The 20,690-nt window shown below is 61.0% G+C and carries 21 protein-coding genes; 9 read left to right on the top strand and 12 right to left on the bottom strand.

Going from position 1 to position 20,690, the window contains the following annotated elements; genetic code table 11:
* Positions 1-3: 3 nt before the first annotated feature.
* The gene (gene nhaR / locus ACP7EW_RS25800; RefSeq protein WP_426220857.1) at positions 4-906 is read right to left on the bottom strand and encodes a transcriptional activator NhaR; all 903 of its coding nucleotides are present in this window, start codon (positions 904-906) and stop codon (positions 4-6) included.
* Between the two features lie 134 nt (positions 907-1,040).
* On the opposite strand from nhaR, the gene ACP7EW_RS25795 reads away from it, so the two are divergent.
* On the top strand, positions 1,041-1,292 hold the full coding sequence (locus tag ACP7EW_RS25795) for a hypothetical protein (protein WP_033902036.1): 252 nt from the start codon (positions 1,041-1,043) through the stop codon (positions 1,290-1,292).
* Between the two features lie 43 nt (positions 1,293-1,335).
* Entirely contained in the window at positions 1,336-2,088 is a 753-nt protein-coding gene (locus tag ACP7EW_RS25790) for a TerC family protein (RefSeq protein WP_010211333.1), read from the top strand.
* A 55-nt stretch (positions 2,089-2,143) separates the two neighbouring features.
* On the opposite strand, the gene ACP7EW_RS25785 is transcribed toward ACP7EW_RS25790, so the two are convergent.
* The gene (locus tag ACP7EW_RS25785) at positions 2,144-2,845 is read right to left on the bottom strand and encodes a hypothetical protein (protein ID WP_038843914.1); all 702 of its coding nucleotides are present in this window, start codon (positions 2,843-2,845) and stop codon (positions 2,144-2,146) included.
* A gap of 250 nt (positions 2,846-3,095) precedes the next feature.
* Between ACP7EW_RS25785 and ACP7EW_RS25780 the strand changes: the two genes are divergently transcribed.
* The 4 genes from ACP7EW_RS25780 to ACP7EW_RS25765 all read left to right on the top strand — a co-directional run bounded on the left by ACP7EW_RS25780 (position 3,096) and on the right by ACP7EW_RS25765 (position 6,884).
* Positions 3,096-3,794 carry a glutathione S-transferase N-terminal domain-containing protein gene (locus tag ACP7EW_RS25780; protein WP_426220854.1) on the top strand — a complete coding sequence of 233 codons (699 nt, stop codon included), beginning with the start codon at positions 3,096-3,098 and terminating at the stop codon, positions 3,792-3,794.
* 3 nt (positions 3,795-3,797) lie between these two features.
* Positions 3,798-4,640 (top strand): PhzF family phenazine biosynthesis protein, encoded by an 843-nt coding sequence (locus ACP7EW_RS25775; protein WP_426220852.1) that lies wholly within the window; start codon positions 3,798-3,800, stop codon positions 4,638-4,640.
* Between the two features lie 116 nt (positions 4,641-4,756).
* Positions 4,757-5,731 (top strand): porphobilinogen synthase, encoded by a 975-nt coding sequence (hemB, locus tag ACP7EW_RS25770; protein WP_016977356.1) that lies wholly within the window; start codon positions 4,757-4,759, stop codon positions 5,729-5,731.
* Between the two features lie 67 nt (positions 5,732-5,798).
* Entirely contained in the window at positions 5,799-6,884 is a 1,086-nt protein-coding gene (locus ACP7EW_RS25765; RefSeq protein WP_426220849.1) for a DUF1615 domain-containing protein, read from the top strand.
* Here ACP7EW_RS25765 and ACP7EW_RS25760 read toward each other — a convergent pair whose 3' ends face one another.
* Complete coding sequence (locus ACP7EW_RS25760; RefSeq protein WP_426220847.1) at positions 6,885-7,679, bottom strand: DUF4349 domain-containing protein; 795 nt, start codon at positions 7,677-7,679, stop codon at positions 6,885-6,887. It abuts the gene before it with no gap.
* 148 nt (positions 7,680-7,827) lie between these two features.
* On the opposite strand from ACP7EW_RS25760, the gene ACP7EW_RS25755 reads away from it, so the two are divergent.
* A complete protein-coding gene (locus ACP7EW_RS25755; RefSeq protein WP_426220845.1) occupies positions 7,828-8,247 on the top strand; it encodes a PaaI family thioesterase in 420 nt (139 codons plus the stop codon).
* A 58-nt stretch (positions 8,248-8,305) separates the two neighbouring features.
* Here the strand turns inward: ACP7EW_RS25755 and ACP7EW_RS25750 are convergent, their stop codons facing one another.
* Genes ACP7EW_RS25750 through ACP7EW_RS25740 form a run of 3 tightly spaced genes read right to left on the bottom strand, consistent with a single transcriptional unit; the run spans position 8,306 to position 10,892 of the window.
* Positions 8,306-9,487: an acetyl-CoA C-acetyltransferase gene (locus ACP7EW_RS25750; protein ID WP_426220843.1), complete on the bottom strand. Its 1,182-nt coding sequence runs from the start codon at positions 9,485-9,487 to the stop codon at positions 8,306-8,308.
* Positions 9,488-9,498: 11 nt separating this feature from the next.
* Entirely contained in the window at positions 9,499-10,158 is a 660-nt protein-coding gene (locus ACP7EW_RS25745; RefSeq protein ID WP_038851304.1) for a CoA transferase subunit B, read from the bottom strand.
* A gap of 35 nt (positions 10,159-10,193) precedes the next feature.
* Positions 10,194-10,892, bottom strand: coding sequence for a CoA transferase subunit A (locus tag ACP7EW_RS25740; RefSeq protein WP_010211319.1), 699 nt, complete (start codon positions 10,890-10,892; stop codon positions 10,194-10,196).
* 133 nt (positions 10,893-11,025) lie between these two features.
* Between ACP7EW_RS25740 and ACP7EW_RS25735 the strand changes: the two genes are divergently transcribed.
* Positions 11,026-11,931 (top strand): LysR family transcriptional regulator, encoded by a 906-nt coding sequence (locus tag ACP7EW_RS25735; protein WP_426220841.1) that lies wholly within the window; start codon positions 11,026-11,028, stop codon positions 11,929-11,931.
* Positions 11,932-11,992: 61 nt separating this feature from the next.
* Here the strand turns inward: ACP7EW_RS25735 and ACP7EW_RS25730 are convergent, their stop codons facing one another.
* The 6 genes from ACP7EW_RS25730 to ACP7EW_RS25705 form a co-directional block, all read right to left on the bottom strand.
* The gene (locus ACP7EW_RS25730; protein ID WP_033902055.1) at positions 11,993-12,322 is read right to left on the bottom strand and encodes a hypothetical protein; all 330 of its coding nucleotides are present in this window, start codon (positions 12,320-12,322) and stop codon (positions 11,993-11,995) included.
* A 471-nt stretch (positions 12,323-12,793) separates the two neighbouring features.
* Positions 12,794-13,639 (bottom strand): NAD-dependent protein deacetylase, encoded by an 846-nt coding sequence (locus ACP7EW_RS25725; protein ID WP_426220840.1) that lies wholly within the window; start codon positions 13,637-13,639, stop codon positions 12,794-12,796.
* A gap of 8 nt (positions 13,640-13,647) precedes the next feature.
* Positions 13,648-14,088 (bottom strand): CBS domain-containing protein, encoded by a 441-nt coding sequence (locus tag ACP7EW_RS25720; RefSeq protein ID WP_314527542.1) that lies wholly within the window; start codon positions 14,086-14,088, stop codon positions 13,648-13,650.
* A gap of 129 nt (positions 14,089-14,217) precedes the next feature.
* On the bottom strand, positions 14,218-16,167 hold the full coding sequence (locus ACP7EW_RS25715; protein ID WP_426220838.1) for a DNA topoisomerase III: 1,950 nt from the start codon (positions 16,165-16,167) through the stop codon (positions 14,218-14,220).
* A 133-nt stretch (positions 16,168-16,300) separates the two neighbouring features.
* Positions 16,301-17,926 (bottom strand): MFS transporter, encoded by a 1,626-nt coding sequence (locus ACP7EW_RS25710; protein ID WP_095016876.1) that lies wholly within the window; start codon positions 17,924-17,926, stop codon positions 16,301-16,303.
* Between the two features lie 65 nt (positions 17,927-17,991).
* Complete coding sequence (locus ACP7EW_RS25705; protein WP_426220835.1) at positions 17,992-19,638, bottom strand: GMC family oxidoreductase; 1,647 nt, start codon at positions 19,636-19,638, stop codon at positions 17,992-17,994.
* 129 nt (positions 19,639-19,767) lie between these two features.
* Here ACP7EW_RS25705 and ACP7EW_RS25700 point away from each other — a divergent pair, with 129 nt between their 5' ends.
* Entirely contained in the window at positions 19,768-20,658 is an 891-nt protein-coding gene (locus ACP7EW_RS25700) for a LysR family transcriptional regulator (RefSeq protein ID WP_038851312.1), read from the top strand.
* Positions 20,659-20,690 lie beyond the last annotated feature (32 nt).

Below are 20,690 nucleotides of genomic sequence, written 5' to 3'. Positions count from 1 at the left end.
CCGTCAGGGCAGGGTGGTGAACAACTCGCGCCTGGCACCTTCGGTAATCGCCACGATACCGGGGTGCTTGACCTTGCGCTCCACCGAGATCGCGTAGAACGACTCGGTCACCGCCACGGTCTGGCCAATCAGCGCCACGCCGTACTGGCGCACCACCTCATCGGCAATCACGCTGGGGGCGATAAAAATCCCGCTGCCGGATTGGCCGAAGGCCTGCATCAAGGCGCTGTCGTCGAACTCACCGATGATCTTCGGCTGGATCTGCTGTTCGGCAAACCAGCGCTGCAAACGGCTGCGCACCACGGTTTCCGCGCCTGGAATCAACAGCGGCGCGCCGTGCAGGCACTGTGGGAAATCCCCGCCGTAGGCGTCAGCCAACGTCTGGGTGGCGAAAAAGCTGATGCCACATTCCCCCAACTTCTGGCTGTAGCCCTTGATGTCCAGGTGCGAGGGCATGGGGCTGTCGGAAATCACCAGGTCCAGGCGCTGGATGGCCAGGTCGGCCAACAGGCGTTCGAGCTTGTCTTCGCGGCAGGTGATGCGGATCGGTTCGCTCAATTCCATGGTCGGCGCGATCAGCCGGTAAACAATGGACTTGGGCACCACATCCGCCACGCCGACGCGGAACAGGATCTGCTGTTCATCGGGCTGCGCGCGCAGCATGGCCTCCAATTCATTGCCGGTCTGGAACATCTGCTCGGCGTAGGGCAGGGCCTGGCGCCCGGCTTCAGTCAACTCCAATTGGCGGCCGACGCGCTGAAACAGCGCGATACCAAAGGTTTGCTCCAACAGGCTGATCTGCCCGCTGATGGTCTGGGGCGTGAGGTTAAGCTGCTCACACGCACGCACGATGCTGCCGGTCTTGGCCACCACCCAGAAGTAGTGCAGTTGTCGATAATTGAGCATGACGACCATCACTTCGTTAAAACCGAAGTATACGCGAGAAAAATACGAATTTTCCTGAACTGTTCAGCTGCATAGAATGCCTCGCTATCGCGGGGCCACTATTTGGACCCAATGGTTCTAACGAGGAAGACATCATGAAACTCAATTCCCTGGGCGCGGCATCGTTGCTTGCGCTTTCATTGGTAGTGATCAGCGGCTGCGATCAGGTCGAGAAAAGCGCGCAGCAGGTGCTGGGCAAAGCCACTGAATCGGCCAAGCAAGCCATCGATGACACCCACAAGGCCGCCGAGCAGGCATTGAGTGAAGCGACCAACGGCCTGATCAACCCGCAGAAAAAGGATGATCAGGAAGACAAAGAAAGCGAATCTTCTAGCAAAGAAGCCTAATTTCCCCGCACTTTTTATTCACGAAGAACGTCAGGACTGACCTATGGATTACCTTTTACAACTGGCCGCCAGCCCCACCGCCTGGGTTGCCCTGGCGACCTTGATCGTCATGGAGATCGTGCTGGGTATCGATAACCTGATCTTCATCTCGATCCTCACCAACAAGCTGCCGGAGCAGCATCGGGCCAAGGCACGACGCATCGGTATCAGCATGGCGTTGGTGTTGCGTCTGGGCTTGTTGAGCACCATCGCGTTCATCGTGCAGTTGACCGCGCCGGTGTTCGAAGTGTTTGGCCAGGCGTTCTCGTGGAAGGACATGATCCTGATCGCCGGTGGCCTGTTCCTGGTGTGGAAGGCAACCACCGAGATCCATCACAGCATGGACCCGGAGCCGGAAGAGAAGGAAACCAGCGCTGGCAACGTCGTGGCCATCGGTTTTGCCGCGGCCATTGGCCAAATCCTGTTGCTCGACCTGGTGTTCTCCATCGACAGCATCATCACCGCCGTGGGCATGACCGAGCACTTGCCGATCATGATCATCGCCGTCGTGACCTCGGTGATCGTGATGCTGGTGGCGGCCGAGCCGTTGGCCAAGTTCATCAACGACAACCCGACCGTGGTGATGTTGGCCCTGGGCTTCCTGATCATGATCGGTATGACGTTGATCGCCGAAGGCTTCGGCGCCCATGTGCCTAAGGGCTACGTGTACGCAGCCATGGCGTTCTCGGCGGCGATTGAATGTCTGAACATTGCCCGCCGTAACCGTCACAAGCGTTTGCTGGCTGCCCGGCAATAACGGCTGAAACCAATAGGCCGGCTGCGCTCACCAGAGCCCAGCCGGCCTTTTGCTGTCAGGATTCTGCGCCGAGCTGGGTAGGATCCGGGCAGCTCTCATCGCCGTTGTTTAAGCCTTGCTTGTAGTTGCGGCTCAGCAACGAGGCCTTGCCGTTGTGCCAGGTCAGCGTCAGCACGTAGAGCGTGTCGTAGTCGCTGCCGGACCAGTCGTCGGTGATGGTGTGCTTTTCGCCCGACGCTTCGCTCGCCACCTTGTTGATCAGCTCCGGCAAGTAACCGTGGGACCAGGCGGTGTAGATGGTTGCGTTGTGGTACTTGTCTTCCACCAACTCGTCAGCCAGGTCGCTGGTGTCATTGGCGGAAAACTTGATGTTCACCGGCAGGCCCAGCTTGATCGCGCTGGGGCTGATGGTCATCAGTGGGCGAATGTAGCTGTAGGAATTGTCCAGCTCGCCTTCCTCCACGTTTCGTGTCGGGTTGGCGGCGAAGACGAAGTCGGCCTTGCCGAATTTTTCCGGGAGCAGGGTGGCCAGGTTCATCGCCCGGTTGAGGCCCTGGCAATTGAGCTGGCCCAGGCCGCCGGCGGGTTTTTCACCGTGGCGCAGAAACACAAGGGTTTGCACGCCGTCTGCCTGTTCGGCATTGCTGGTGCGCGACTCCAGGGTCAGGCCGATGGCGCCACCTACGAGCAACAGCGGCAACATGATGTATGAATATCGTTTCAGGCGCAGCGCAAGGCACAGAGGCTTGATGGTCATTAGTGTCGAGTCTTCAGTGCATCAGGTTAAGGCGGACAAGCCCGGCCCCAGTGACGCATCCGGCGTCCTGCGGTGTTCCCTGTCGATATAGCGCGTTGCCTCCATTCACCGTTTGAGCGCACTTAAGAGTGCCCGCGGGCCTATTGGTTCGCCCACGCGGGATAATAGCCAGCGGTTGTTGCGTATTGATGACCCATGCAGGACGCTTGGCAGATGACTATCATGGTTGCTTTCTGCCCAGGTACTTGCGATGAACCCACTCGCCGCGTTTCCGATCAACAGCAAATGGCCCGCCCAGCATCCCGAGCGCCTGCAACTCTACTCGCTGCCGACGCCCAACGGGGTAAAAGTGTCAATCATGCTCGAAGAGCTGGGCCTGCCCTATGAAGCCCACAAAGTCAGCTTTGAGACCCAGGACCAGCTATCGCCTGAGTTCCTGTCCCTGAACCCCAACAACAAGATCCCCGCGATCATCGACCCCAATGGCCCCAGCGGCCAACCGTTGGCCCTGTTCGAGTCCGGCGCGATCCTGGTCTACCTGGCGGAAAAAACCAGCCAGTTGCTCTCCGAAGACCCGGCCACCCGTTATGAAACAATCCAGTGGCTGATGTTCCAGATGGGCGGTATCGGCCCGATGTTTGGCCAGTTGGGGTTCTTCAACAAATTCGCCGGCAAGGCCTACGAAGACAAACGCCCCCGTGACCGTTACGCCGCCGAATCCCGGCGCTTGCTCGACGTGCTGGAGAAACGCCTGCTGGGTCGCACCTGGATCATGGGCGACGAGTACAGCATTGCCGACATCGCGACCTTTCCGTGGATCCGCAACCTGATCGGTTTCTACGAATCCGGCGACCTGGTGGGCATAGCCGACTTCCCCAATGTGCTGCGCACGCTGGACGGTTTCGTCGCACGGCCGGCAGTGATCCGTGGCCTCAGTATTCCGAGTTGAAGCATGCCGACTTTTGATTTCAAACAGCTGGACGTTTTCAGCCGCGTGGCGCTCAAGGGCAACCCGCTGGCGGTGGTGTTCGGTGCCGACAGCCTGACGGACCAGCAGATGGCGGACTTCGCCAACTGGACCAACCTCAGCGAAACCACGTTCTTGCTGACGCCGCGTGATCCGAAAGCGGACTACCGCGTGCGAATCTTCACCACCTTGAAGGAGCTGCCGTTCGCCGGACACCCGACGCTGGGCAGTTGCCACGCGTGGCTGCAGGCCGGCGGGATCCCGAAAGGCGAAGAGATCATCCAGGAGTGCGAAATCGGCTTGGTGCGGATCCGTCGCCAGGGCGATGAGCTGGCATTTATCGCGCCGCCGTTGTTGCGTTCAGGGCCGGTGGAGGCCTCGTTGATCGAGCGCGTGCGCCTGGCGCTGGGCTTGGCCCCCGAAGCCATTGTGCGCAGCCAGTGGGTCGACAACGGCGCGGGCTGGCTGGCGGTGATGCTGTCGGACCGAGATCAAGTGCTGGAGCTTCAACCCGACTATTCGCAACTGCTGGGTTTGGCGGTGGGTGTCATCGCCCCCTGCGATCCCGCGCGGGACGATGTGGATGCACAGTTTGAAGTCCGCGCCTTCATTGCGGGTGACGGCGCCCAGGAAGACCCGGCCACCGGCAGCCTGAACGCGGGTGTCGCCCAATGGCTGCTGGCTGAAAGCCTGGCGCCTGAGCGCTATGTGGTCAGCCAAGGCACGGCCATCGGGCGGGCGGGGCGGATACGCGTCGAGCGCCAAGGCGATGAAATCTGGGTGGGCGGCGCTGTGGCGGTGTGTATCGAAGGGCGATTGCAGCTCTAGATCAATGAATTGTTACGGGCGGCGCAATACACTGTTGGCCCCTCGGCGTTTGTGCTGCCGGGGCCAAGGGGCATAAGCTTTCGCCCCAAAGATTTCTGCCTTGTGATAGGAAAGCCATGACCAGCCAGTTCCCCCAAGCCCGCCCACGTCGCCTGCGCCGCTCCCCGGAGCTGCGTGGTTTGTTCCAGGAAAGCGAATTCACCCTGAACGACCTGGTGCTGCCGATCTTCGTCGAAGAAGAAATCGACGACTTCGTGCCCATCACCAGCATGCCTGGCGTGCTGCGCATCCCTGAGAAGAAACTGGCCGGCGAGATCGAGCGCTATGCCCGCGCCGGCATCAAGTCGGTGATGACCTTTGGCGTGTCCCATCACCTGGACGCCAGCGGCAGCGACACCTGGAAGGAACGTGGCCTGGTCTCGCGCATGTCCTCGATCATCAAGGACGCCGTGCCGGAGATGATCGTGATGTCCGACACCTGCTTCTGCGAGTACACCGATCATGGTCATTGCGGCGTGATGCACGGTGCCCATGTCGACAACGACGCGACCCTGGTCAACCTCGGCAAGCAAGCCGTGGCCGCTGCCCGTGCCGGTGCTGACGTGATTGCGCCTTCTGCGGCAATGGACGGCCAGGTCCAGGCGATCCGCCGCGCCCTGGATGACGCAGGCTTCACCCATATCCCGATCATGGCGTACTCCACCAAATTCGCCTCGGCCCTCTACGGCCCGTTCCGCGAAGCGGGCGGCAGCGCGCTCAAGGGCGACCGAAAAAGCTACCAGATGAACCCGATGAACCGCCGCGAAGCCGTGCGCGAATCGTTGCTGGACGAGCAGGAAGGCGCGGACGCGCTGATGGTCAAGCCCGCCGGTGCCTACCTCGACATCATCCGCGATATCCGCGAAGCCTCACGCCTGCCGGTGGCGGCGTATCAGGTGAGCGGTGAGTACGCGATGATCAAGTTTGGCGCCCAGGCGGGTGCGATTGATGAGGATCGTGTGGTGCGTGAGACGTTGGGATCGATCAAGCGCGCGGGTGCGGACTTGATCTTCACCTACTTTGCGATGGACCTGGCGTTGGCCGGGATCTGACACACTCTGCTGCGGAACTGCCGCTATCCTTGGGCGTCGATAGTTGATCGTCGCTCAAGGATGTCCCATGTATTCAAGTCGCCTGATCCTCTGCCTTGCCACCTTGCTGGTGCTGGCCGGTTGCTCCACCACACGCAACCCGCAACAGCCGGAGCGCAGCGAAGCCGAGGTGAAAGCGCAGATCGTACGGCTGCTCCCCGCCCAAGTGCCCGACCGCAACGGGTGGGCGCAGGACATCTACACCGCCTTCGACACCCAAAAAATCTACCCCAGCACCGAAAACATCTGCGCCGTGCTGGCGGTGACCGAGCAGGAGTCCACTTACCAGGTCGACCCGCCCGTGCCGAACATGGGCAAGATCGCCCAGGATGAAATCCTGCGGCGTGCCGCAAAAGTCCATGTGCCGGCGTTCGTCGTACGCAGCGCGCTGCAATTGAGCTCGCCCACGGGCAAGACCTACGCCGACCGCCTGAGTGCCGCGCGCACGGAAAAGGACCTGAGCGGGATCTTCGATGACTTCATCAGCATGGTGCCCCTGGGCAACACGCTATTTGGTGGTTTCAACCCGGTACATACCGCAGGGCCGATGCAGGTGAGTATCGACTTTGCGCAGAAGCAGGCGCGGGGTTATCCCTACACAGTGGACGGCACCATTCGTCGCGAAGTCTTTACCCGCCGGGGCGGTATGTACTTCGGCATTGCGCATTTGCTCGGTTATCCGGTGAATTATGACCAGCCTTTGTATCGCTTTGCCGACTTCAATGCCGGCTGGTACGCCAGCCGCAATGCCGCGTTCCAGGCTGCCGTCAGCCGTGCCTCGGGCATCGAACTGGCGCTGGATGGGGATTTGATTCGTTACGGTTCACTGCTGCCGGGCACTACCGAGCTGGCGGTGCGTTCATTGGGCGCGAAGCTGGACATGCGCAACCCCAGCATCCGCAGCCAACTGGAGCAGGGCGAGCAACTGGATTTCGAGGACACCACGCTCTACAAACGCGTGTTTGCCTTGGCCGACAAGGCCGCGGGCAAGCCGATGCCACGGGCGATCCTGCCGGGCATCGTGCTCAAAAGCCCCAAGATCACCCGCAACCTCACCACCGCCTGGTTCGCCAAGCGGGTGGATGAGCGTTATCAGCGGTGCATGAAGCGCTGATCAAGTGCGGCGCTTGACGAAGCGGCGCCACAACCACACCCACAACCACACCACCGGAAACGCCAGGATCACGAACGGCAGCACATAGGCCGAGCGCTCCAGGGCGTCGGCAGTGCCGTCCACCAGGTTATCGCTCAAGTTGCTGAACATGCGGCTGAACCTCGACTGTTGGTTCGCACCATCAGAGGAGCGGAAATTCAGGGTCACACGGTTGGTGTCGAGGCGGCGTTGCTGGCCGGCGGCAACCTGTGCCAGTTCCTGCAACTCGTTTTCAATGCCCGCCTGTTCCTTGCTCAGGGCAATCAGATCGCTGACGGTGATGTCCTTGCGCTTGGCCAGCTCGTCGAGGCGTTGTTGCTGGGCTTGCAGGCGGTCCTGGCGACGGCGCACATCGGCAACGGCATCGGCCAGGTCTTCGGCGGTGGTGATGCGCTGGCCGAGTTTGCCACCTTCGGCGGCCATCGCGACCATCGGCTCTACGCCGGTCGGTGCGATGCGCAGGATGATCTGGCCGCCGCTGTCGTTTTCGGTGATGCCGAGGATATTGCAGGCGCCAAAGCGCGCGGTTTCGCAGGCTTCGCGAGTGGCCTGCATGCGCGGCGCAAGCAGGGCGCCGGGCAGGGCCAGGCTCAGTTCATGCTCATAAGCCAGTTGTGCGCCGGCGCGGCTTTGTTCACCGTTGATCACCCGCGCACGGGAGTGGTCACTGGGCGAGCAGCCGACCAACGCCAGGCCGGCCAGCAGCATCAAAAAGGGGGCACGAAGTGGCTGGGATTTGCCGTCCAGGTGGCGCATTGCAGTTCCTTGAAGGGTCAATGCGGCGATTAAAGCGGGTCTGGTGGATTAACGCAAAGCATCGCGGGGAATTTGCGCGGTGGATGGTCATGGCTGCCGCTTGCGGCGAGGCGTACATCTCAATCTTCACTACAGGGAAGAATCCGCCATGATCGCTCACGCCGTGCCTGAAGGTTTTGTTTCGCTGCCCCGCAGCAGCCCCTTGCTGGACCTGCTCGGCCCGGCGTATTGCCGAGGGGAGGGCCTGCAACTGGAGATCGGCCTGCGCGCCGACAATCGCCACGCCAATGGACGCGGCACCGTGCATGGCGGGGTGTTGGCGACCCTGGCGGATATCGGCATGGGGTATGCGATGGCGTTTTCCAGTGAGCCGCCGCTGCCGTTGATTACGGCGAGCATGACCTTGGATTATCTGGGGGCGGTGCAGGTGGGGGAGTGGATTGTGGTGCGCTTGGAGCATCACAAACGGGGGCGGCAGATGGCGTTTGCCACGGTGAGCTTGCAGGTGGGGGAGAAGGTGGTGGCGCGGGCGAATGCGGTGTTTGCGGTGCCACAGGGGCGGGATTGAGGGTAAAGAAAAGGCCTGGTTTTCGTGGAACCAGGCCTTTTCCATGTTGCGCGTTGAATCAGCTGCGTTCGAGTGCCAGCGCGACACCCTGTCCGCCACCGATGCACAGCGTTGCCAGGCCTTTCTTGGCATCACGCTTGATCATTTCATGCAGCAGGGTCACCAGCACGCGGCAGCCTGAGGCGCCGATCGGGTGGCCGATGGCGATGGCGCCACCGTTGACGTTGACCTTCTCTGCATCCCACTCCAGTTCTTTGCCCACCGCCAGGGATTGCGCGGCGAAGGCTTCGTTGGCTTCGATCAGGTCCAGGTCACCCAGGCTCCAGCCGGCTTTGTCCAGGCAGCGGCGGGTGGCCGAGACCGGGCCGATGCCCATGATGGCTGGGTCTACGCCCGCGTTGGCGTAACCGGCGATACGCGCCAGCACCGGCAGGCCGAGGGCCTTGGCTTTGTCTGCGCTCATCAGCAGTACCGCAGCGGCGCCGTCGTTGAGGCTGGAGGCGTTGCCGGCGGTGACACTGCCGTCTTTCTTGAACGCCGGTTTCAGTTTGGCCAGGGACTCGGCAGTGGTGCCGGCGCGAGGCTGTTCATCCACGGCGAAGGCCACCGGGTCGCCTTTGCGTTGGGGAATCAGGATCGGGGTGATCTCATCGACAAAGCGGCCTGCTTCAATAGCAGCAGCGGCTTTTTGCTGGGACGCCGCAGCGAACGCGTCCTGGGCTTCACGGCTGATGCCGTACTTGTCCACCAGGTTCTCGGCGGTGATGCCCATGTGGTAGTCGTTGAATGCATCCCACAGGCCGTCGGTGATCATGCTGTCGATCATCTTGGCGTGGCCCATGCGCAAACCGGTGCGCGCAGCGGGGAGTACGTACGGAGCCAGGCTCATGTTCTCCATGCCGCCGGCGATGATCACGTCGGCGTCGCCGCAACGGATGGCCTGGGCGCCGAGGTGCAGCGCCTTGAGGCCGGAGCCGCAGACTTTGTTGAGGGTCAGGCTCGGCACGGCGTGGGGCAGGCCGGCGAGGATCGAAGCCTGACGCGTCGGGTTCTGGCCGCTGCCTGCGGTGAGCACCTGGCCGAGGATCACTTCATCCACTTGGGCGGGGTCGAGGCCGGTCTGTTCCAACAGGCGGCGGATCACGGCAGCGCCCAGTTCCGGGGCTGGAATGTTCGCCAGCGAACCCTGGAAGCTGCCCACTGCGGTGCGGGTGGCAGCAACAATCACGACGTCTTGCATGGAATCTGTCCTCACTGGAAGTGCATTTCTGGAACGTGGTCCGGGACGATCAGTTTACCGGCGGTCTTGCTCACAATCTCTTCAACGCTGACGCCAGGTGCGCGTTCCTTGAGGACAAAAGCGCCATTTTCGATTTCCAGGTAGGCCAGGTCGGTCAATACACGCTTGATGCAGTTGGCACCGGTCAGCGGCAGGCTGCACTGGCTGAGCAACTTGGACTCACCGTCCTTGGAAGCGTGGGTCATGATCACGATGATGTTTTCCGCACCGGCCACCAGGTCCATGGCGCCGCCCATGCCTTTGACCAGCTTGCCGGGGATCATCCACGAAGCGATGTTGCCATTGACGTCCACTTCGAAAGCGCCGAGTACAGTGAGGTCGACGTGGCCGCCTCGGATCATCGCGAAGGACTCGGCCGAGGAAAAGATCGAGGCGCCGATACGTGCGGTAACGGTTTGTTTACCGGCGTTGATCATGTCGGCATCAATGGTTTCTTCTGTAGGAAACGGTCCCATGCCCAGCAGGCCGTTTTCCGATTGCAGCATCACTTCCATGCCTTCGGGGATGTAGTTGGCCACCAGGGTCGGAATGCCGATGCCGAGGTTGACGTAGAAGCCGTCCTGCATTTCGCGGGCGACGCGTTGAGCCATTTGTTCGCGGGTAAGAGCCATTTTTAGGTGTCCTTATTGTTCGGGCTGGGGGCGGATTATTTGCGCACGGTGCGCTGTTCGATGCGCTTCTCGAACGTGCCGCAGATGATCCTGTCGACGTAGATGCCAGGGGTGTGGATCTGCGCCGGGTCCAGCTCGCCCGGTTCGACGATTTCTTCCACTTCGACCACGGTGATCTTGCCGGCGGTGGCGGCCAATGGGTTGAAGTTCTGGGCGGTGTGGCGATAAATGACGTTGCCGAAGTGGTCGGCTTTCCAGCCTTTGACGATGGCGAAGTCGCCGGTGATGGATTCTTCCATCAGGTACGGACGACCGTTGAACTCGCGGGTTTCCTTGCCTTCGGCCACCGGGGTGCCGACGCCGGTCGCGGTGAAGAAGGCCGGGATGCCGGCGCCGCCAGCGCGCATTTTCTCGGCCAGGGTGCCTTGAGGCGTCAGCACCACTTCGATTTCGCCGCTGAGCAATTGCTTCTCGAACAGGGCGTTTTCACCGACGTAGGAAGCGATCACCTTGCTGATCTGTTTTTCCTCCAGCAAAACGCCCAGGCCGAAACCGTCGACGCCACAGTTGTTGGAAACCACGGTCAGGTCGCGGGTGCCTTTGCGCTTGATCTCGGCAATGAGGTTTTCCGGAATACCGCACAGGCCAAAACCGCCGGAGAGTACGGTCATGCCGTCTTCCAGGCCTGCCAATGCTTCCTCGTAGGACGCCACGCGTTTATCGAAACCTGCCATATGCACCTCTTTTATTGTTTGTGGGCCAGCCAATGAACCGAGTGTTGCTCCGGCTGATTGATTTGTTAAGTTGTTTTTTAAGGTTGATTGATTTAAAAAACAGCATAGTCGCCCGACCGTTTGGAGTAGCGTCATGACCGTTAAACAGATGCGCGCGTTTCTCGCCGTGGCCCAGAGCCTGAGTTTTGCCGCCGCCTGTGAGCGCCTGCACCTCTCTCAATCGGCGCTGAGCCTGACCATCAAGGGCCTGGAAGAAGGCCTGGGCGGGCGCCTGTTCAGCCGTAATACCCGCAACGTTGCCCTGACGCCCGAAGGTGAGTCATTGCTGCCCCTGGCGCGCCGGCTGATTGCCGACTGGGACAATGCCGAAGACGAACTGCGCCAGCGTTTCACCTTGCAGCGTGGTCGAGTCACTGTGGCGGCGATGCCGTCGTTTGCGGGCAATTTGCTGCCCCCGATCCTGAAGATATTCCGCGCGCGTTACCCGCAGGTGAATGTGACTGTGCATGACTTGATCAATGAACAGGTGCTGGAGATGGTGCGCGACCGGCAGGTGGAGCTGGGCGTGGCGTTTGAGCCTGCTGAAGGTTCATCACTGGCGTTTACGCCGTTGTACCTCGACCGCTTCATCGCCGTGGTGCCGGGTGATTCGCCGTTGGCACACTGTGCCGAGATCGATTGGAAAAGCTTGCTGGAGCAACCGTTCATCACCTTGCAACGGCCGTCTACGGTACGTGTGATGTTGGAAGAGCACTTGGGCGCGCTACAGATGAAGCTGCCGGTAGCCCTGGAAAGCCATCAGTTGGCGACGGTGGGCAAGATGGTGGCGAGTGGCTTGGGCGTCAGCGCGGTACCGGCGTTGTGCGCAAGGCAGATGGAAGAGGCGGGCGCGCACTGCATCACCTTGAGCGATCCGGTGATAGAACGGCCGATTGGTGTGCTGACCAAGCCGGGGCATGAACTCTCGGCAGCGGCGCAGGTGTTGTTTGATATTTTCCGGGATGAAGCGACAAAGGGGCGGTTTCCGGCATTGTTATAACTCAGGCATTAAAAAGCCCGCTTGAATGAACAAGCGGGCTTAAATGTTTAATGCGCTGTTATCAGCAGTATCTATCAATCACTTTAACGTGCGATTGGCCTTTGAGGTTCTGCCATTCGGTATTAAGTGTGTGGAAAACCTGCTCGATAAAGTTGCGATCGGCGGCGGCTTTCTTGCCGACATAACCCTGGCCACGACGGTAAACCCTCAGGCGTGCCGCCAGTTCACGGTGATTGCGGTCGAACTCAGCCTCTTCGGTATTGGGCTCCAGGCAGTCAAGTTGCACTTCGCCCGATTTGCCAATCCACAGGATATGGTCGTCGAGTGTGTCTTTCTGCGCTGCGAACATCTCAGCCAATTCATCGATAGTTGGTTGGTTGTTCAGATTCATGTGTAAGCCCCTTGACCAGTTGGCGATCTATCAGTTGGTTCGTTAAAACATCTTTAGTTGTCTCCGGTTGCGAAAACCGGGCGTCAGCGACTGTCTGCCGAATACGGGCAGGGTCTTGAACCTGATGCATGTAGTCTTGCTGATGAACTGCTACGCAACGCTTTCATAACGAAGACAAGCCGCATTTGAGCGCCTTGTACCGAGCCCTTCGGGCCGGTCAGCTTCATCAATCCGCCTTGTGGGCAGTGCACATCCGGAAAAAACAGCTCGGCGGTCAGACGAGCTTGTTCAAAACGCTTGTTGCCAACGCTCCCGATCCGGGAGACGTCTCGATAATGCAAGGACAAAAAGGTTACGTCAACGGTTATGTAGTGATTATTTTTGATCACTACATAAATCGCCGTGGGGACGGGAGAATGCGGGAAAACGTGACTTGGGCGTCATTTTCTGGAGGTGCAGGTCAGGCAGATATCAGGCCAATCGCTCTGTCAGCAAGGGCAACAATCGCTCACACTCGGCTTCGATCTTCACCTGTAACAGCTCATCCCCTCGGGTCTTGCCCAAGTTGATTGCAATGACGGGTTTGCCCTGTTCGACCATGGCCTTGCACAGCCGAAACGCCGAATAGGCCATCAGCGACGACCCCACCACCAGCAACCCCTCGGCATGCTCTACCGCAGCCATTGCCCTGGCCGCTGTTGCCGGCGCTACGTTCTCGCCAAAAAACACGACATCCGGTTTCAAGCGCTCGCCATTGCAGTGGGGGCAGCGCGGGACCTGGAAGTGTTGTTCAAAGACGGGATCAAGCAGGGTGTCGCCATCGGGCGCCTGCACCGCGTGGACTTGCGACAGATAGGGGTTGTCGATTTCCATCTGCCGCTGGATCGCGTCACGTTGACTGCGCAACTGGCAATCCAGGCACAGCACTCGATGTAGGCTGCCGTGCAGTTCAATGACGTCGTGGCTGCCGGCTTGATCGTGCAGGGTATCGACGTTCTGGGTGATCAACCCGCTGATGCGCTCGCGTTGTTGCAGTGTCGCCAGCGCCTGGTGCGCCTTGTTCGGTTGCGCAATACGGACCCTCGGCCACCCCAGCATCGCTCGCGCCCAGTAACGGCGCCGCGCCTGCGGGGTGGCGAGGAATTCCTGGTACATCATTGGCGCTTTGCCCCGCCGCACGCCTTCGCTGTCGCGGTAATCGGGAATGCCCGACGACGTGCTGATCCCGGCACCGGTCAACACCAGAAAACGCCGGTCGGCCATGGCCCGGTACAGGGTGTCTAGGTGGTCCTCTTGATGTTCCAGCGTGTCGAGCATGGGTTCCCCTATTCGCCGCGGATGTATTGCTCCAACTGTCTGATCAATTCTGCCTGCTCGGCAATGGCTTCTTTCACCAAGTCACCGATGGAGAGCAGGCCCAACAGTTTGCCGTCTTCCACCACCGGCAGGTGGCGCAGGTGACTGTCGGTCATGATGTTCATGCACTCATCGACCTTTTTATGGGTGTCGACGGTGATCACCGGAGAACTCATCACCTCATGCACCTTTGTGGTGACCGACGAAAGCCCCTTGAGCATGATTTTGCGGGCGTAGTCACGTTCGCTGATGATACCTACCACCACGCCATCCTGGACGACCGGCAAGGCCCCGACGTTTTTCTCCGACATCCGGACCAGTGCTTCAAACACGGTGTGGTCGTGTTTGATGACATGGACTTCCTGGTTTTTCTGGTCCTTGGCTTTGAGCACTTGTGCAACGGTTTTCATGGCGGCCACTCCGGTTTTTGTTAGTTAGTCAGGCTCCCCTTACAGAATCCTAGACGGCCCGCGCCACGGCAAGGTCCAAAGCGGCGCTAAACCCGTCGAAAAACGTCATTCGCCGGATTTTTTTGGGATTTACCCGGCATTTGTCGGCTTTTTCGCCCGCTTGGGGGCGGCTGTGGTTTTGCGTGGCGCGCTCTTGCGCTTCTTTTTCCATGGCGCGGCGCCGCGTCCTGCCGGGCTGGCGGGGCCGCTGATGGTCATGCGCAGGCCATTGCAACGCGCCACCTGCTTGCTCATCCAGGCCGCTTGTTTGGCGACGAATTCTTCCAGGCTCATTTCGCCGCTTTGCACCATGTCCAGCGCCTGCTCCCAGATCGCCGTCGTGCCAGGGTCCGCGATGGCGCGGGGCACGGCGTCGATCAGGCTGAACGCTGCCGGGGTGGCCGACAGCGCCTTGCCGTTCTTCACCAGGTAGCCACGGTCCAGCAGGCCCTGGATGATGCCGGCACGGGTGGCTTCGGTGCCGATGCCAGTGGTGTCCTTGAGCTTTTGCTTGAGCAGCGGGTCTTCCACCAGCTTGGCGACGTTTTTCATTGCCTTGATCAGGTCGCCTTCGGTAAAGGGCTTGGGCGGTTGGGTCCACAGGTCCTTGAGGTTGACCTTGGCCACGGCATAATCCTGGCTCTGCACCAATGCCGGCAACGCTTGCGGAGCCGGCGCTTCGCGGCCTTTTGCTGGCGCGAGGGCTTCGGGCAGGGCACGTTTCCAGCCCGGTTCGATGACCACTTTGCCCACTGCGCGCAACGCTTGGCCTGCGCACTCGAAGTCCGCCTGGGTGCGATCGTATTCGTGGTTGGGCAGGAACTGCGCCAGGTAGCGCGCACGAATCAACGTGTACACCGCACGGTGCTTGCCGGTGAGTTGCCCTACATCTTTGCCGGCGCCGGTCGGGATGATGCCGTGGTGGGCGCTGACCTTGGCGTCATTCCACGCCCGCGAGCGACGCTGTGGGTCGATATACGGCATCAGTTCATTCACCGCCGTATCAGCACGCCCCAACGCAGCAAGAATCTTCGGTGCGTCGCTGTGTTGGCTCATCGGCAGGTAGCCGCAATCGCTGCGCGGGTAGGTGATGACTTTGTGGGTTTCATACAGCGACTGGGCGATATCCAGGGTTTCCTGGGCGCCGAGGCCGAGCTTCTTGGAGCAGATTTCCTGCAGGGTGCCGAGGTCGAAGGGCAGGGGCGCCACTTCGCGCATGCGTTCGGTACGCAGCTTGACCAGTCGCGCGGTGGCGGCGTTGCGCATGGCGTCGGCGGCGTCTCGCGCCAGTTGCGGGTTGAGGCAGCGGCCCTGGTCATCACAGGCATCCTCGGCCGCGCGCCACTGGGCGGTGAAGGTCATGGCGTTGTGGCGCAGGTCGACATCGATGGCCCAGTACGCCACCGGCACAAAATCGGCAATGCTGCGGTCGCGGTCCACCACCAGGCGCAAGGTCGGCGTTTGCACCCGACCCACAGGCAATACGCCCTGATAACCGGATTGGCGCCCCAGCAAGGTAAACAGGCGACTCATGTTCATGCCGATCAGCCAGTCGGCGCGGGAACGGCCCAAGGCCGAGTGATACAGGCTGAAGGTCTCGGCGCCTGGCTTGAGGGCGGCCAGGGCCTTGCGGATGGAGGCGTCGTCCAGCGCCGACAGCCACAGCCGTTGGATCGGCCCACGATAGCGGCAATGCTCCACCAGCTCACGCGCGATCATCTCGCCTTCGCGGTCGGCGTCAGTGGCGATCACCAGTTCCTGGGCTTCCCCCAGCAAACGCTTGACCGCCTTGAACTGGCTGGCGGTCTTGGGCTTGACGCGCATCTTCCATTTTTCCGGGACGATGGGCAGGTCGGCCAGCACCCAGCGCTTGTACTTCTCGTCGTAGGCGTCGGGCGGGGCGGTTTCCAGCAGGTGGCCGATGCACCAGGTGACCGTGACGCCATTGCCCAGCCAGCAACCATCGCCCCGGCGACTGGCACCGAGTACGGCCGCAATATCCTTGGCCTGGGAAGGTTTTTCACAGAGGTACAGCCGCATGCTCAGCCCGTTCGTTACACCGTTGAATGGAGAGCAGGATGGGCAAAAGAAGGGATTTGATCAACCATTATCTGGATGGATATACAGCAATTTGTGTGCGCCCCCGTCCGGTAAGGGAAGGGGGCGCCTTCAGTCAGTTGTTATCAATATCCACATGCCGCGTTTCTTTGAGGCAGAACAGCCCTACGATCAGGCTCACCCCGGTCACCACCACCGGATACCACAGGCCGTAGAAGATATCGCCGGTGTACACCACCAGGGCGAACGACACGGTCGGCAGGAACCCGCCAAACCAGCCATTGCCGATGTGGTAAGGCAGGGACATGGAGGTATAGCGAATGCGGGTCGGGAACAATTCAACCATCAACGCGGCCAGCGGGCCGTAGCACATGGCGGCGATCAGGATCAGCGCCACGATCAGCACCACCACCATGGTCTTGTTGACCTGGGCCACGTCCGCCGAAGACGGATAGCCGGCCAGGGTCACGGCGCCGCGCAGGGCTTTTTCGTCAAACCCTTCGATACGCACGTCGCCCACGCTTACCTGCACCGGGCTGCCGGCCGGTGCGGCGGCGCTGCTGTAGGGCAGGCCCTGCTTGACCAGGAAGGTCTTGACCTTGTCGCACGGGCTGTCGAATTTGGCCTTGCCCACCGGGTCGAACTGGAAGGTGCAGGTGGCCGGGTCGGCCAGCACGGTGATCGGGGCCTGGTTGCTGGCCTGGTCCATCGCCGGGTTGGTGTAGTGCGCCAGGCTCTTGAAGATCGGGAAGTACAGCGCGGTCGCCAGCAGCAGGCCGAGCATCAGCACCGGCTTGCGGCCCACCTTGTCCGACAGCCAGCCGAAGAAGATAAAGAACGGCGCGCCGATCACCACGCTGATGATCAGCAGCATGTTGGCCAGGGCCGGGTCCATCTTCAGGAACTGGGTGAGGAAGAACAGCACATAGAACTGTGCCGCATAGAAGGTCACCGCCTGGCCGCCGTTGATGCTGAACAGCGCGATCAGCACAATTTTGAGGTTTTCCCATTTGCCGAACGAATCGCGGATCGGCGACTTGCTGGCCTTGCCTTCCTCTTTCATTTTCAGGAACGCCGGCGACTCATGCAGGCTCATGCGAATCCACGTGGAAATACCCAGCAGCACGATGGAGAACAGGAACGGAATACGCCAGCCCCACACTTCGAACTGGTCACCGGTGAAATAACGGCAGGCCAACACCACCAGCAGTGACAGCAGCAGGCCGAGGGTCGCGGTGGATTGAATCCAGCTGGTGTGGAAGCCGCGTTTGCCGGCAGGCGCATGTTCCGCCACGTAGGTCGCAGCACCGCCGTATTCACCGCCCAGCGCCAGGCCTTGCAGCATGCGCAGCACGATCAGGATGATCGGCGCCGCAATGCCGATGCTCGCGTAAGTCGGCAACAGCCCGACACAGAAGGTCGCCACGCCCATCAAGATGATGGTGACGAGGAAGGTGTATTTGCGCCCGATCATGTCGCCCAGGCGGCCAAACACCAGCGCGCCGAACGGCCGCACCACAAAGCCGGCGGCAAAGGCCATCAAGGCAAAGATGAACGCCGTGGTGTCGTTGACCCCGGCAAAGAACTGCTTGCTGATCACCGCCGCGAGGGCGCCATAGAGGAAAAAGTCATACCACTCGAACACCGTCCCCAGGGACGAGGCGAAGATGACCTTCTTTGAGTCGTTGCGGGTAACGGCGGCGTTGACCGCCGAGCCCAGGGGTTGAGCATGTTCTGACATCGGGTAGCCCTCACAGTGATTATTTATTGTTGTTCCACTGTCGGCGCCAGGTCTGGCGCCGCTATTCAGATTGCATGAACCAGTTCTTTCTCCGGGGCGAGACTCCTTGTGTTCGGCGAAAGGATCAGCTGCGCGGCCTTTTCCGCGATCATCAGCGTCGGTGAACAGGTATTGCCGGACGTGATGCGCGGCATGACCGACGCATCGGCAATGCGCAAGCCCGGCACGCCATGCACCCGCAGTTGTGCATCCACCACCGCGTCTTTGTCGCTGCCCATGCGGCAGGTGCCGACCGGATGGAAGATGGTCGTACCGATGCGCGCGGCGGCTTCGTGCAACTCGTCTTCGGTTTGCAAGGAGTCCCCCGGCAGATATTCCACCGGTTTGAATTGGCTCAGGGCGGGTGCGGCAACAATGCGGCGTGTCAGGCGGATCGCGTCGGCGGCTACGCGCAAGTCTTCTGGGTGGCTCAGGTAATTGGGGCGGATCAGCGGCGCATCCGCCGGGTTGGCCGAGCGAACGTCGATGCGCCCGCGACTTTGCGGGCGCAAGTCGCAGACCGATGCGGTAAACGCCGGGAAGGCATGCAGCGGCTCGCCAAAGCGCTCCAGTGACAGCGGCTGCACGTGGTATTCGAGGTTGGCCGAGGTCTGTTCCGGACCCGAGCGGGCAAATGCGCCGAGCTGGCTGGGCGCCATCGACAGCGGGCCGCTGCGGTCATACAGGTAGCGCAGGCCCATGCCCATCTTGCCCCATAGCGTGCCGGCGATCTGGTTGAGGGTGCGCGCGTTTTCCAGTTTGTAGATCAGCCGCAGTTGCAGGTGGTCCTGCAAGTTGCCACCAACGCCCGGCAGTTCATGCAGGACGTCGATGCCCAAGGGTTTGAGCACACTGGACGGACCGATTCCCGAACGCTGCAAAATACCCGGTGAGCCTACGGAGCCTGCGCACAGCACGATTTCCTTGCGTGCCTTCCAACTCATCTGCTGGCCCTGCTGACGGCCGATTACCTGGGAGGCGCGGCCGTTCTCCAGCAGTACGCGGTCGACTTCCACTTCGGTCATCACCGTGAGGTTGGGGCGCTGGCGGACCGGCTTGAGAAACGCCTTGGCTGCATTCCAGCGTACGCCGGCCTTCTGGTTGACCTGGAAGTAGCCGCAGCCTTCGTTGTCGCCCGTGTTGAAGTCGTTGAGGGTGGCAATGCCGCTCTGCGCCGCCGCATCACGGAAGGCGTCGAGGATCGGCCAGTGCAGGCGCTGCTGTTCGACGCGCCATTCGCCGCCGTCGCTGTGGAACTCCGAGGCACCGGCAAAATGGTTTTCGCTCTGCTTGAACAGCGGCAGCACGTCTTTCCAGGCCCAGCCCGCGTTGCCTTCTGCCGCCCAGCCGTCGTAATCCTGGGCCTGGCCGCGCATGTAGATCATGCCGTTGATGGACGAGCAGCCGCCCAGCACCTTGCCCCGAGGGTAACTCAACGCACGGCCTTGCAGGCCTTCCTGGGCTTCGGTCTTGAAACACCAGTCGGTGCGTGGGTTGCCGATGCAGAACAGGTAGCCGACGGGAATGTGGATCCAGGGGTAGTTGTCGCGGCCGCCGGCTTCAAGCAGCAGCACGCGGTGAGCGGGGTTGGCGGACAGTCGATTGGCCAGCAGGCAGCCCGCGGGGCCGGCGCCTACGACGATGTAATCGTATTCAGCAGTTGCAATGGGCATCTGAGGCCTCGCTTGTTTTTCTTATTGGCTCCATCCTAGTTGTTAGTTTTCGTCTTAAAAATGTTAGTTTTTACCCAGCTGCTGTGCGTTTTTAAACAGCGTGGTCGAGTTTCATGCAATGGAGGCGTCATGTTCGACTGGAATGACCTGCGGTACTTTCTGGAGCTGCAGCGCAGCGGCCGCCTGCTCACCGCCGCGCAACGCCTGAAAACCACCCACGCCACCGTCGCGCGGCACATCGAGGCGATCGAGAAAAGCCTCGGCACTGCTCTGTTCGTGCAGCACGCGCAGGGCTACGAGTTGACGCCCGCCGGCGAGGCCTTGCTCAAGCACGCCGAAGCCATGGAAAACGTCGCGCTGCTGGCTGAAGACGAACTGACCCACTCCGCCGCGCCCCTGGGCAAGATCCGCCTCGGCGTGGCCGAGGGATTGGGCGTGATGTTCCTGGCCAGTCGCATGGGCGGGCTATTTGATCGCTACCCCGGACTGGAAGTGGAACTGGTGGCGGTGCCGCGCTTTGTCAGCATCCTCAACCGTGAGGCGGAGATCAGCATCCACCTCGAACGCCCCAGCGTCGATCAACTGGTCACGCGCAAACTCACCGACTACCGCCTGGCCCTCTACGCCAGCCGTGCCTACCTGGAGCGCAACCCGCCGATCGAAAAACGCGAAGACCTCGCCGCGCATGCATGGATCGATTACGTGGATGACTTGCTGTTCAGCCAGGAACTCAAGTTCCTCAGCAGCTTCTGCCGCAACCCCAAGGTGGTGTTCCACAGTACCAGCGTGATCGCCCAGCACCAGGCGGCACGCTCCGGGTTGGGGATCGCGGTGTTGCCGTGCTTTATGGCGTCCGGCGATCCGGACTTGGTGCCGTTGCTGCCAGGTGAGGGGATCCAGCGCAGCTACTGGATCAGCTCGCGTCGGGAGTTGCACAAATCGGTGCGGCTGCGGGTGTTGTGGGATTACGTGGTGGAGTTGTGCGCGCGGGAGCAAAGGTTGTTGCTCGGCGAGATCTGACTGACCGTAACCGGATTAAAACTGTGCAGGTT

The sequence above is a fragment of the Pseudomonas sp. DWRC2-2 genome, assembly GCF_049897885.1.
GTDB classification, from domain to species: domain Bacteria; phylum Pseudomonadota; class Gammaproteobacteria; order Pseudomonadales; family Pseudomonadaceae; genus Aquipseudomonas; species Aquipseudomonas azotoformans_A.
The sequence above is the reverse complement of the archived record's forward strand: the minus strand, read 5'-3'. Positions and strand labels throughout refer to the sequence as shown.